11 protein-coding genes and 4 tRNA genes are annotated in these 12104 nt (G+C 56.7%); all 15 read left to right on the forward strand.

The window, feature by feature from the left end:
• Window positions 1–204: 204 nt before the first annotated feature.
• Window positions 205–1167, forward strand: a complete 963-nt coding sequence (birA, locus tag G9C89_RS16310; RefSeq protein ID WP_172150342.1) for a bifunctional biotin--[acetyl-CoA-carboxylase] ligase/biotin operon repressor BirA — start codon at window positions 205–207, stop codon at window positions 1165–1167.
• The gene (locus tag G9C89_RS16315) at window positions 1157–1903 is read left to right on the forward strand and encodes a pantothenate kinase (protein WP_172150340.1); all 747 of its coding nucleotides are present in this window, start codon (window positions 1157–1159) and stop codon (window positions 1901–1903) included. The genes birA and G9C89_RS16315 overlap by 11 nt, the downstream gene beginning before the upstream one ends.
• 8 nt (window positions 1904–1911) lie before the next feature.
• Window positions 1912–2583, forward strand: a complete 672-nt coding sequence (locus G9C89_RS16320) for an SPOR domain-containing protein (RefSeq protein ID WP_172149888.1) — start codon at window positions 1912–1914, stop codon at window positions 2581–2583.
• 141 nt (window positions 2584–2724) lie between these two features.
• A tRNA-Tyr gene (locus G9C89_RS16325) sits at window positions 2725–2809 on the forward strand.
• A gap of 24 nt (window positions 2810–2833) precedes the next feature.
• Window positions 2834–2907, forward strand: a tRNA-Gly gene (locus G9C89_RS16330).
• Between the two features lie 26 nt (window positions 2908–2933).
• A tRNA-Thr gene (locus tag G9C89_RS16335) sits at window positions 2934–3009 on the forward strand.
• Between the two features lie 84 nt (window positions 3010–3093).
• On the forward strand, window positions 3094–4287 hold the full coding sequence (tuf, locus tag G9C89_RS16340) for an elongation factor Tu (protein ID WP_172149890.1): 1194 nt from the start codon (window positions 3094–3096) through the stop codon (window positions 4285–4287).
• Between the two features lie 54 nt (window positions 4288–4341).
• A tRNA-Trp gene (locus G9C89_RS16345) sits at window positions 4342–4417 on the forward strand.
• 43 nt (window positions 4418–4460) lie between these two features.
• Entirely contained in the window at window positions 4461–4829 is a 369-nt protein-coding gene (gene secE / locus G9C89_RS16350; protein ID WP_172149893.1) for a preprotein translocase subunit SecE, read from the forward strand.
• 9 nt (window positions 4830–4838) lie between these two features.
• On the forward strand, window positions 4839–5372 hold the full coding sequence (nusG, locus tag G9C89_RS16355; RefSeq protein WP_090505835.1) for a transcription termination/antitermination protein NusG: 534 nt from the start codon (window positions 4839–4841) through the stop codon (window positions 5370–5372).
• Between the two features lie 117 nt (window positions 5373–5489).
• Window positions 5490–5921, forward strand: coding sequence for a 50S ribosomal protein L11 (rplK, locus tag G9C89_RS16360; protein ID WP_090505833.1), 432 nt, complete (start codon window positions 5490–5492; stop codon window positions 5919–5921).
• A complete protein-coding gene (gene rplA / locus G9C89_RS16365; protein ID WP_172149896.1) occupies window positions 5921–6616 on the forward strand; it encodes a 50S ribosomal protein L1 in 696 nt (231 codons plus the stop codon). The genes rplK and rplA overlap by 1 nt, the downstream gene beginning before the upstream one ends.
• 213 nt (window positions 6617–6829) lie before the next feature.
• Window positions 6830–7330 (forward strand): 50S ribosomal protein L10, encoded by a 501-nt coding sequence (gene rplJ / locus G9C89_RS16370; RefSeq protein WP_172149898.1) that lies wholly within the window; start codon window positions 6830–6832, stop codon window positions 7328–7330.
• Window positions 7331–7411: 81 nt separating this feature from the next.
• On the forward strand, window positions 7412–7777 hold the full coding sequence (rplL, locus tag G9C89_RS16375) for a 50S ribosomal protein L7/L12 (RefSeq protein ID WP_172149900.1): 366 nt from the start codon (window positions 7412–7414) through the stop codon (window positions 7775–7777).
• Window positions 7778–7996: 219 nt separating this feature from the next.
• Window positions 7997–12070, forward strand: coding sequence for a DNA-directed RNA polymerase subunit beta (gene rpoB / locus G9C89_RS16380; protein WP_172149902.1), 4074 nt, complete (start codon window positions 7997–7999; stop codon window positions 12068–12070).
• Window positions 12071–12104: the final 34 nt, after the last annotated feature.

Raw genomic sequence — 12104 nt, forward strand, 5'->3', positions numbered from 1 at the left:
AGTAGTGAAACGATGCATCGCCGATGGTAGTGTGGGGTTTCCCCATGTGAGAGTAGGTCATCGTCAAGCTTATATTCCAAACCCCCCATCTGCGTAAGCAGGTGGGGGGTTTGTCTTTGTGCCGCCGAAAACTACGATCAGTCTCAGTAGGCAACCTGTAGGCACGCCGTTATCATGCGTGCCTTGCAACTCAGTGAGATCAGCATGTTGCCACTACTAAGGCTGCTTCAAGACGGGCGTTTTCATTCGGGCGAAGCGCTTGGCGCAGCCTTGGGGGTCAGTCGCTCAGCGATATGGAAGCAATTACAGTCCTTGGAGGCTGAGTTGGCATTGCCTGTTCACAGGGTTCGCGGACGTGGCTACTGCCTGGAGAGCCAGCTTGTGCTTTTGGATGAGGGCGTTCTGGCGGTCAATGAGGCTGCTCAAGGCTGGCCAGTGAGCATTCTGCCCGCCGTGGATTCGACCAATGCAGAGGCGTTAAGACGTTTGGCCGGCGGTCTGGTGCCCCCTTTTATCGTCTTGGCGGAACGCCAGACCTCTGGGCGTGGACGCAGGGGGCGCAATTGGGTGAGCCCTTTTGGTGAGAACCTCTATTACAGCCTGGCTCTTCAGGTAGATGGCGGTATGCGTCAGCTCGAGGGGTTGAGTCTGGTTGTGGGTTTGGCCCTGCTTCGTGCGCTGCGTATAGCAGGAGTGGTCACTGCGGGGTTGAAGTGGCCTAACGACGTATTGGTCGATGGCCGCAAGATAGCGGGTATTCTCCTGGAGTTGTCTGGCGATCCGGCTGATGTATGTCACGTCGTGATAGGTATCGGAGTCAACGTGAACATGCTTGCGGATAGGGGGGCTATCGATCAGCCGTGGACCTCTATGCGTGCTGAGTTAGGGCGGCTGGTGGATCGCAACGAGTTTGTTTGCGAGCTCAATCGCCAGTTATCGCTCTATCTAGGTGTGCATCAAAAGCATGGTTTTTCCGTTTTGAGGGATGAGTGGCAAGAAAATCATCTTTGGCAGGGGCGTCATGTGACGCTCGCCGCGGGAGCCAGCTCGGTTGAGGGTGTGGTGTTGGGAGTCGACCAGACGGGCGCCATTCGCTTGCGTGTTGCAGGAGTAGAGCAAAATTTCAGTGGTGGAGAGCTCAGTTTGAGGTTGAATGATGATTCTTGAGCTCGATTGTGGAAACAGCTTTATCAAATGGCGAATCGTCACAGAAGGTGGCGTGAGTGCGGGTTGTGGCGGTGTTGTTGGCACCGATGAAGAACTCGTTCAAGCCGTTCAGCAGCAATTGCTCAACCTGCGCGCTTGTCGTTTGGTGAGTGTGCGCTCGGATGAAGAAACGCTGCGGCTTGTCGATGCCCTGAGGCGGGCATTTGGCATAGAGTGCGTTTGTGCGCATCCGGCTATGGAATTGGCGGGTGTGCGTAATGGGTATGAGCAGTATGAGCGTCTAGGGCTTGACCGCTGGCTCGCTCTGGTGGGGGCATATCAGCAGGTTCGGCAGGCTTGTTTGGTACTAGACTTGGGTACTGCTGTGACCTCTGATTTTGTTGATGCTGATGGTCGGCACCTTGGCGGTTTTATTTGTCCTGGTGTGCCATTGATGCGCAATCAATTGCGCACCCACACCAGGCGAACGCGTTATGACGATCGGCTTGCTAAGCAAGCGATACAGAGCTTGGCACCCGGGCGCTCGACGGCTGAAGCGGTTGAACGCGGTTGTTCATTGATGCTGCAAGGGTTTGTTCGTACTCAGCTGGATATGGCGCGCGACTACTGGGGAGGGCGCTTCGTGGTCTTCCTGACAGGCGGTGATGCTTCTTTAGTGGTCAACATGTTGCCTGATGCTCGGGTAGTCCCTGACCTGGTCTTTATCGGCTTGGCAATCGCCTGTCCGTTGCGTTGAGGTCATGCATGCGTTGGATGTTCTTGTTGTTGATTGTACTGAATCTGTTTTATTACGTGTGGCACCAGCAGCAGGCACCATTGCGTGCTAAAGAGGTTGCTCCACTGACCCTCGCTCAAAACAGCAAGCGCGATATTCAGCTGTTAAGTGAGTCTGATGAGCCTGTGCGACGTGAGCAGGCGCACCGTGCGGTCGCTGGGGCTGTCTGTCTTTTTCTAGGTGGTTTTGAATTGGAGTCTGCTGCTGCAGCGGTCGAGCAGCGTCTGCTCAGTCTCGATATACGTTCGCGCGTGCAATCAATGGATGCCGCGGCAGAGGTCGAGTATTGGGTGTATTTGCCTCCACTGGCGTCACGCCAGGCCTCGCTTCGGCAGTTGAAAGAGTTGCAGGCGCGAAAAATAGACAGCTACATCATTACCCAGGGGGATTTGGCTAACGGGATATCGTTGGGGATCTTTCCGCGTGAAGACTCGGCAAGGGGTGTGATGCAGCGTCTGCATGACGCTGGTTACGACGCCGAGCTGAGGGAGTTACCGCGGTCTCATCGAAGCTATTGGGTGCGCATAGCCCCCGAAAGCCGTCGTTTGGTCAGCGATTCGCTCCTGGAAAGTTTGGCTTTTGACTTCAATGGGTTGCAGCATCAATTAATGCCGTGCGAAAGCATTGCAACCTCTCGTTAGATTGCATAGAATGGCGCCCGCTTCGCAGGCTGGCTTTAACGGTAAAACTGCGGAGTTGCTGTCAGTGCAGCTAACCTCAGGTTTTTAATGAGAAATTGCTTGACAGTAGGGTGGCATCTAAAGAGAATGCCGCCTCCTTTTGGAGGGATTCCCGAGTGGCCAAAGGGATCAGACTGTAAATCTGACGTCATCGACTTCGAAGGTTCGAATCCTTCTCCCTCCACCAGATTTAGCGTGAGCTGCAAGCTCCGCGGGTATAGTTCAGTGGTAGAACCTCAGCCTTCCAAGCTGATGATGCGGGTTCGATTCCCGCTACCCGCTCCATGTTTGTGGTTTGCGTAATGTGTAACGCTCATGTAGCTCAGCTGGTAGAGCACACCCTTGGTAAGGGTGAGGTCAGCGGTTCGAGTCCGCTCATGAGCTCCATTCGACAAAGGCAGATATGAAAGTATCTGCCTTTGTTTTAATGGTGATATGACTTGCTCAATTCTTCGTTTGGAGACAGTCGAGATGGCTAAAGAAAAGTTTGAACGTAATAAGCCGCACGTCAACGTAGGCACTATCGGCCACGTCGACCACGGCAAGACTACTCTGACTGCAGCGCTGACCAAGGTCTGTGCTGAGACTTGGGGTGGCTCTGCGCGTGACTTCTCCCAGATCGACAACGCCCCGGAAGAAAAGGCGCGTGGTATTACCATCAACACTTCCCATGTTGAATACGATTCCGCTATTCGGCATTACGCGCACGTTGATTGTCCTGGCCACGCTGACTATGTGAAGAACATGATCACCGGTGCTGCGCAGATGGATGGTGCGATCCTGGTTTGCTCTGCTGCTGACGGCCCGATGCCGCAGACTCGCGAGCACATCCTGCTGTCCCGTCAGGTAGGTGTTCCTTACATCGTGGTCTTCCTGAACAAGGCTGACATGGTGGATGACGCTGAGCTGCTGGAACTGGTTGAGATGGAAGTGCGTGACCTGCTGTCAGCTTACGACTTCCCGGGCGACGACACTCCGATCGTGATCGGTTCGGCGCTGATGGCGCTGAATGGTCAGGACGACAATGAAATGGGCACCTCTGCCGTGCGCAAGCTGGTGGAGACTCTGGATAGCTACATTCCCGAGCCTGTTCGTGCGATCGACAAGCCGTTCCTGATGCCTATCGAGGACGTGTTCTCGATCTCCGGTCGCGGCACTGTGGTGACCGGGCGTATCGAGCGCGGCATCATCAAGATCCAGGAAGAGGTGGAGATTGTTGGTATTCGTAATACCACCAAGACCATCTGTACCGGCGTTGAGATGTTCCGCAAGCTGCTCGACGAAGGTCGTGCTGGCGAGAACTGCGGTATCCTGCTGCGTGGTACCAAGCGCGACGACGTAGAGCGTGGTCAGGTTCTGGCCAAGCCGGGCACTATCAAGCCGCACACCAAGTTCGAGGGAGAGGTGTACGTGCTGTCCAAGGAGGAAGGTGGTCGTCATACACCGTTCTTCAAGGGCTACCGTCCGCAGTTCTACTTCCGCACTACCGACGTAACTGGTAACTGCGAGTTGCCGGAAGGCGTTGAAATGGTAATGCCGGGCGACAACGTGAAAATGGTTGTTACCTTGATCGCTCCGATTGCCATGGAAGATGGCTTGCGCTTCGCGATTCGCGAAGGTGGTCGTACCGTTGGTGCGGGTGTGGTTGCCAAGATCATCGAGTAATCGGTTGATCTGTCCCCGTCAGGCCGGCATAATGGTCGGCCTGATTTTAGTTTTAGGTCAGTAGCTCAATTGGCAGAGCGGCGGTCTCCAAAACCGCAGGTTGGGGGTTCGATTCCCTCCTGACCTGCCATTTTCTAACGAATTTGGCGTGTCTTCTCACAGGATCCTCGTAAATGACTGTTAAGGCTGAAGCCAAAGATTCGCGCTTTGATCTGCTGAAGTGGGTTGTGGTATCCGCTTTGGTGGTGGCGGGTGTGGTTGGTAATCAGTACTTTTCTGCTGAGCCAATCCTGTACCGTGTGTTGGCCTTGCTTGTGCTCGCGGTCGTTGCTGGCGCTGTCGCGCTGCAGACGACTAAGGGGCAGGCTTTTTTCGAGCTGGCAAAAGAAGCACGCATTGAAATTCGTAAGGTCGTTTGGCCAACCCGCCAGGAAACCACGCAGACTACGTTGATTGTCGTGGCTGTTGTTCTGGTTATGGCGCTGCTGTTGTGGGGTTTAGATGCCTTGCTCGGTTGGCTTGTTTCGTTTGTAGTCGGTTAAAGGTGTCCCGTGGCTAAGCGTTGGTACGTTGTGCATGCTTACTCGGGTTACGAGAAGCATGTGATGCGCTCGTTGATAGAGCGCGTAAAACTCGCCGGTATGGAAGATGGTTTCGGCGAGATTCTGGTCCCTACTGAAGAAGTGGTGGAAATGCGTAATGGCCAGAAGCGCAAAAGCGAGCGCAAGTTTTTCCCTGGCTATGTGTTGGTGCAGATGGACATGAACGAGGGCACTTGGCACTTGGTCAAGGATACACCTCGGGTCATGGGCTTCATCGGTGGTACTGCCGATAAGCCGGCGGCTATTACTGACAAGGAGGCCGAGGCCATCTTGCGTCGCGTGGCTGATAGCGGCGATAAGCCCAAGCCTAAGACGCTATTTGAGCCGGGTGAGATGGTCCGTGTTGTTGATGGGCCGTTCGCCGACTTTAGTGGCGTAGTCGAAGAAGTTAATTATGAGAAAAGCCGTATCCAGGTGGCGGTGACTATTTTTGGTCGCTCCACTCCGGTCGAGCTGGAGTTCAGTCAGGTCGAGAAGGCATAACTGACACAAGCATCCCTTACCCCGCAGTCGCAAGCTGCGGGGTTTTGTCGTCACTGGGATAAATGCGTAAATCATCGGGGAGCCGTAAGGCGCTAGAACCCGTAATTGGAGTAGCTCATGGCTAAGAAAATAACGGCTTATATCAAGCTGCAAGTAAAGGCTGCACAGGCTAACCCGAGCCCGCCAGTAGGCCCGGCTTTGGGTCAGCATGGCGTGAACATCATGGAGTTCTGCAAGGCGTTCAACGCCAGAACCCAGGGTATGGAGCCCGGTCTGCCGACTCCAGTGATCATCACTGTGTACAGCGACCGCAGCTTTACCTTTGAAACCAAAAGCACCCCGGCTTCGGTTCTGCTGAAGAAGGCTGCTGGCTTGACCAGTGGTTCGGCTCGTCCGAACACCGTCAAGGTTGGCACTGTGACTCGTGCTCAGCTGGAAGAGATCGCCAAGACCAAGCAGGCCGATCTGACTTCCGCTGATATGGATGCGGCCGTGCGTACTATCGCCGGCTCTGCTCGTAGCATGGGCCTCAACGTGGAGGGTGTGTAATGGCTAAGCTGACCAAGCGTCAAAAGGCAATCGCGGCGAAGATTGAGCCGGGCAAAGCCTACAACTTCACCGAGGCTGCCGCTCTGCTGGCTGAGCTTTCGGTTGTCAAGTTCTCCGAATCTGTTGATGTCGCGGTGAACCTCGGCGTCGATCCGCGTAAATCCGACCAGGTCGTGCGTGGCGCTACCGTGCTGCCGAACGGCTCCGGGAAAAGCGTGCGGGTTGCCGTGTTCACCCAGGGTCCGGCTGCTGAAGCGGCTCTGGCTGCCGGCGCTGACCGCGTAGGTATGGATGAGCTGGCTGCCGAGATGAAGGGCGGCGATCTGAACTATGACGTGGTTATCGCATCCCCGGATGCCATGCGCGTTGTCGGTCAGTTGGGTCAGATCCTCGGCCCACGCGGCCTGATGCCGAACCCAAAAGTCGGTACCGTTACTCCAGACGTTGCCACTGCCGTACGCAATGCCAAGGCTGGTCAGGTGCGCTTCCGTACCGACAAGAACGGTATCATCCATGGTTCCGTGGGCAAAGTTGGCTTCGACGCCGAGAAACTGAAGCAAAACGTTGAGGCGCTGATCTCCGATCTGAAGCGTCTCAAACCGTCGACTTCGAAAGGCATCTATGTCAAGCGCGTGACCCTGAGCACCACCATGGGGCCTGGTCTGGTTATCGACCAAGCTTCGCTCGACGCGTAATGAATTCGGCTGGCGCAAGTGATTGCGCCAGTCTGCAAAATTGGGGTCCCTGCCTGGCGGGGGCTATCCAAGACCGTAGGTGGCGCAAGCCTTAAACCCGGCGAGTGATCACCGGCAGCCTACGCAGATGGTGCTCCCGATTCTTACCGAATCAGACACCAAAACGCCGTCCGACTCCGGTTGGACGAAACGGTAACATCCAGGAGTAAACCCGTGGCAATTAAACTCGAAGACAAAAAGGCCATCGTCGCTGAAGTCAACGAGGCTGCCAAAGCTGCCCTGTCCGCTGTCGTGGCTGATGCCCGTGGCGTGACCGTAGCTGCAATGACCGGACTCCGTAAAGAGGCCCGCGCATCTGGTGTGTACGTGAAAGTCGTGCGTAACACCCTGCTGCGCCGCGCCGTTGAGGGCACTCAGTTTGACGTGCTCAACGACGTGTTCAAAGGCCCGACCCTGATTGCATTTTCCAATGAACATCCGGGCGCTGCTGCTCGTATTTTCAAGGATTTCGCCAAGGGTCAGGACAAGTTCGAGATCAAGGCAGCTGCGTTCGAGGGTCAGTTCCTCGCAGCCAATCAGATCGACGTACTGGCAACTCTGCCGACTTACAACGAAGCGATTTCTCAGCTGATGAGCGTGATGCAAGGCGCTACCAGCAAGTTCGTTCGTACTTTGGCGGCTGTTCGCGACCAGAAAGAAGCTGCAGCGGCCTAAGGCTGGCTGCGTCGTCTTTCAATCTTATTTGTTTAATTTGATGGCCGCGAAGGCTGTCCCCCAATACAGGAATTTAGAGTCATGGCTCTGACCAACGAAGACATCATCAACGCCGTTTCCGACATGTCCGTGATGCAGGTTGTTGAACTGATCAAGGCAATGGAAGAGAAGTTCGGTGTGACTGCTGCTGCTGCTGCTGGCCCGGCTGCTGCCGTTGCCGCTGTAGCTGAAGAGCAAACCGAATTCAACGTCGTGCTGCTGGAAGCTGGCGAGAAGAAAGTAAACGTGATCAAGGCTGTTCGCGAACTGACCGGCCTGGGTCTGAAAGAAGCCAAGGCAGTGGTTGATGGCGCTCCTGGCATTGTTAAGGAAGGCGTTTCGAAGGACGAAGCTGCAGCTGCAGTCAAAGTCCTGGAAGAAGCTGGCGCTAAAGTCGAGCTCAAGTAAGCGACGACCTTGCGTCTACAGCCTGAGCGATTCGCGTAAGGCTGATGGCTGGTGGCTTTTGCCACCGGCCTTTTTCCGTTGTAGGTCGGCTATTCATTGGTCGGCCTTCACTGGAACAACCCACCCTGAGCGGTGGCGCAAACCATAGGGTTTGCAAGAGTTTCTGGCTGCTCCCATCGGAGAGGCCAAATAAGCAGGTGACCAAGCTGGGGAACGCTGATGGCTTACTCATATACTGAGAAAAAACGTATCCGCAAGGACTTTAGCAAGTTGCCGGATGTCATGGATGTGCCTTATCTCCTGGCCATCCAGCTGGATTCGTATCGCGAATTCCTGCAGGCAGGAGCGACCAAGGACCAGTTTCGTGACATCGGCCTGCATGCGGCCTTCAAGTCCGTTTTCCCGATCATCAGCTACTCCGGCAATGCGGCCCTGGAGTACGTTGGTTATCGCTTGGGCGATCCGGCATTTGACGTAAAAGAGTGCGTGTTGCGCGGCGTCACATTCGCCGTGCCGCTGCGGGTAAAAGTGCGCCTGATCATTTTCGACAAAGAATCGTCGAACAAAGCGATCAAGGACATTAAAGAGCAAGAAGTTTACATGGGGGAAATCCCCCTGATGACCGAGAACGGTACCTTCGTTATCAACGGTACCGAGCGCGTCATTGTCTCCCAGTTGCATCGCTCCCCAGGCGTGTTCTTCGATCACGATCGTGGCAAGACCCACAGCTCGGGCAAGCTACTGTACTCCGCGCGGATCATTCCTTACCGCGGCTCTTGGCTGGACTTCGAGTTCGATCCGAAGGACGCCGTGTTCGTGCGTATCGACCGTCGCCGCAAGCTGCCGGCCTCGGTGCTGCTGCGCGCCCTGGGTTACAGCACTGAAGAGGTGCTCGACGCCTTCTATGCGACCAACGTATTCCATGTGAAGGGCGAAACCCTCAGCCTGGAACTGGTACCGCATCGCCTGCGTGGTGAAATCGCCGTTCTCGACATCAAGGACGAGAAGGGCAAGATCATCGTTGAGCAGGGTCGCCGGATTACCGCGCGCCATATCAATCAGCTAGACAAGGCCGGTACCAAAGAACTGGAAGTGCCGATCGATTACCTGATCGGGCGCACCAGTGCCAAGGCCATCGTCCATCCGTCGACTGGCGAAATCATCGCCGAGTGCAATACCGAGCTGAACGTCGAGATCCTGGCCAAGGTGGTCAAGGCTCAGGTTGTGCGCATCGAAACGCTGTACACCAACGATATTGATTGCGGCCCGTTCATCTCCGACACCCTGAAGATCGACAGCACGACCAATCAGTTGGAAGCGCTGGTCGAGATCTACCGCATGATGCGTCCTGGCGAGCCGCCAACCAAGGATGCCGCCGAGACCCTGTTCAACAACCTGTTCTTCAGTCCTGAGCGTTACGACCTCTCTGCCGTAGGCCGGATGAAGTTCAACCGTCGTATCGGTCGTACCGAAATCGAAGGTTCGGGCGTGTTGTGCAAGGAAGATATCGTTGCGGTCCTCAAGACCCTGGTCGATATCCGTAACGGCAAGGGCATCGTCGACGACATCGACCACCTGGGTAACCGCCGCGTTCGCTGCGTCGGCGAGATGGCCGAGAACCAGTTCCGTGTCGGCCTGGTACGCGTCGAGCGCGCGGTCAAAGAGCGCTTGTCGATGGCCGAAAGCGAAGGCCTGATGCCGCAGGACCTGATCAACGCCAAGCCGGTTGCGGCGGCGGTGAAAGAATTCTTCGGTTCCAGCCAGCTTTCGCAGTTCATGGACCAGAACAACCCGCTTTCCGAGATCACCCACAAGCGCCGTGTTTCGGCTCTTGGCCCGGGCGGTCTGACCCGTGAACGTGCCGGCTTCGAAGTCCGTGACGTACACCCGACCCATTACGGCCGTGTGTGCCCGATCGAAACGCCGGAAGGTCCGAACATCGGTCTGATCAACTCCCTGGCGGCCTATGCGCGCACCAACCAGTACGGTTTCCTCGAGAGCCCGTACCGTGTAGTGAACGACACCCTGGTGACTGACGAAATCGTCTTCCTCTCGGCAATCGAAGAGGCCGATCACGTGATCGCCCAGGCTTCGGCCACGATGAACGAGAAAGGTCAGTTGGTCGATGAGTTGGTGGCCGTGCGTCACCTCAACGAATTCACCGTCAAGGCGCCGGAAGACGTCACCCTGATGGACGTCTCGCCCAAGCAGGTGGTTTCGGTTGCAGCGTCGCTGATTCCGTTCCTCGAGCACGACGACGCCAACCGTGCGTTGATGGGTTCGAACATGCAGCGTCAGGCAGTACCGACCCTGCGTTGTGACAAGCCGCTGGTCGGCACCGGTATGGAGCGCAACGTAGCGCGCGACTCCGGCGTTTGCGTGGTCGCCCGTCGCGGCGGGGTGATCGACTCGGTCGACGCCAGCCGTATCGTGGTGCGGGTTAACAATGACGAAGTTGAAACCGGTGAAGCCGGTGTCGACATTTATAACCTGACCAAGTACACCCGCTCCAACCAGAACACCTGCATCAATCAGCGTCCGTTGGTGAGCAAGGGTGATCAGGTCGAGCGCAGCGACATCCTGGCCGACGGTCCGTCCACCGACATGGGTGAACTGGCGCTGGGTCAGAACATGCGCGTCGCGTTCATGCCGTGGAACGGTTACAACTTCGAAGACTCCATCCTCCTCTCGGAGCGTGTGGTTCAGGAAGACCGTTTCACCACCATCCACATCCAGGAACTGACCTGTGTGGCGCGTGACACCAAGCTCGGGCCGGAGGAGATCAGCTCCGACATCCCGAACGTCGGTGAGGCTGCCCTGAACAAGCTGGACGAAGCGGGCATCGTCTACGTCGGTGCCGAAGTGGGTGCCGGCGACATCCTGGTCGGCAAGGTCACCCCGAAAGGCGAGACCCAACTGACTCCGGAAGAGAAGCTGTTGCGTGCGATCTTCGGTGAGAAGGCGTCCGATGTTAAGGACACCTCCCTGCGCGTGCCGACCGGCACCAAGGGTACCGTTATCGACGTACAGGTCTTCACCCGCGACGGCGTAGAGCGTGATGCTCGTGCTCTGTCGATCGAGAAGAGCCAGCTCGACGAGATCCGCAAGGACCTCAACGAAGAGTTCCGCATTGTCGAAGGTGCCACTTTCGAACGTCTGCGTGCAGCTCTGGTCGGCAAGAAGGCCGAAGGCGGCGCTGGCCTGAAGAAGGGCGCTGAGATCACCGACGAGTTCCTTGACGGCCTCGAGCGCGGTCAGTGGTTCAAGCTGCGCATGGCCGACGACGCGCTGAACGAGCAGTTGGAAAAGGCCCAGGCCTACATCTCCGACCGCCGTCAGCTGCTCGACGACAAGTTCGAAGACAAGAAGCGCAAGCTGCAACAGGGCGATGACCTGGCGCCGGGCGTGCTGAAGATCGTCAAGGTCTACCTGGCAATCCGTCGTCGCATCCAGCCGGGCGACAAGATGGCCGGTCGTCACGGTAACAAGGGTGTGGTCTCGGTGATCATGCCGGTCGAAGACATGCCGCACGACGTCAACGGCACGCCGGTCGACATCGTCCTCAACCCGCTGGGCGTACCGTCACGGATGAACGTTGGGCAGATCCTCGAAACCCACCTGGGCCTCGCGGCCAAAGGGCTGGGTGAGAAGATCAACCGCATGCTCGAAGAGCAGCGCAAGGTCTCCGAGCTGCGCAAGTTCATGCAGCAGATCTACAACGAGATCGGTGGTCGTCAGGAAAATCTGGATGAACTGAGCGATCAGGAAATCCTCAACCTGGCGAAGAACCTGCGCGGCGGCGTGCCGATGGCCACTCCGGTGTTCGACGGTGCCAAGGAAAGCGAAATCAAGGCCATGCTCAAGCTGGCAGACCTGCCGGAGAGCGGCCAGATGCGTCTGATCGACGGCCGGACTGGTAACCAGTTCGAGCGTCCGACCACCGTTGGCTACATGTACATGCTGAAACTGAACCACCTGGTGGACGACAAGATGCACGCGCGTTCCACGGGTTCCTACAGCCTGGTTACCCAGCAGCCGCTGGGTGGTAAGGCGCAGTTCGGTGGTCAGCGCTTCGGTGAGATGGAGGTCTGGGCACTGGAAGCCTACGGCGCCGCCTACACCCTGCAGGAAATGCTGACCGTGAAGTCGGACGACGTGAACGGCCGTACCAAGATGTACAAAAACATCGTGGACGGTGATCACCGTATGGAGCCGGGCATGCCCGAGTCCTTCAACGTACTGATCAAAGAGATCCGTTCGCTGGGTATCGACATCGATCTGGAAACCGAATAACACGTGACGCGAATCGAGAGCGGGGCCGCATAGC

This window comes from Pseudomonas tumuqii, from assembly GCF_013184545.1.
In the GTDB taxonomy this organism is placed as follows: domain Bacteria; phylum Pseudomonadota; class Gammaproteobacteria; order Pseudomonadales; family Pseudomonadaceae; genus Aquipseudomonas; species Aquipseudomonas tumuqii.

Coding starts and splice junctions, on each gene's coding strand:
- G9C89_RS16315 (WP_172150340.1), top strand. CDS start 1,157: ATGATTCTTGAGCTCGATTGTGGAAACAGCTTTATCAAATGGCGAATC.
- rplK (WP_090505833.1), top strand. CDS start 5,490: ATGGCTAAGAAAATAACGGCTTATATCAAGCTGCAAGTAAAGGCTGCA.
- secE (WP_172149893.1), top strand. CDS start 4,461: ATGACTGTTAAGGCTGAAGCCAAAGATTCGCGCTTTGATCTGCTGAAG.
- tuf (WP_172149890.1), top strand. CDS start 3,094: ATGGCTAAAGAAAAGTTTGAACGTAATAAGCCGCACGTCAACGTAGGC.
- rpoB (WP_172149902.1), top strand. CDS start 7,997: ATGGCTTACTCATATACTGAGAAAAAACGTATCCGCAAGGACTTTAGC.
- G9C89_RS16320 (WP_172149888.1), top strand. CDS start 1,912: ATGCGTTGGATGTTCTTGTTGTTGATTGTACTGAATCTGTTTTATTAC.
- rplA (WP_172149896.1), top strand. CDS start 5,921: ATGGCTAAGCTGACCAAGCGTCAAAAGGCAATCGCGGCGAAGATTGAG.
- birA (WP_172150342.1), top strand. CDS start 205: ATGTTGCCACTACTAAGGCTGCTTCAAGACGGGCGTTTTCATTCGGGC.
- rplL (WP_172149900.1), top strand. CDS start 7,412: ATGGCTCTGACCAACGAAGACATCATCAACGCCGTTTCCGACATGTCC.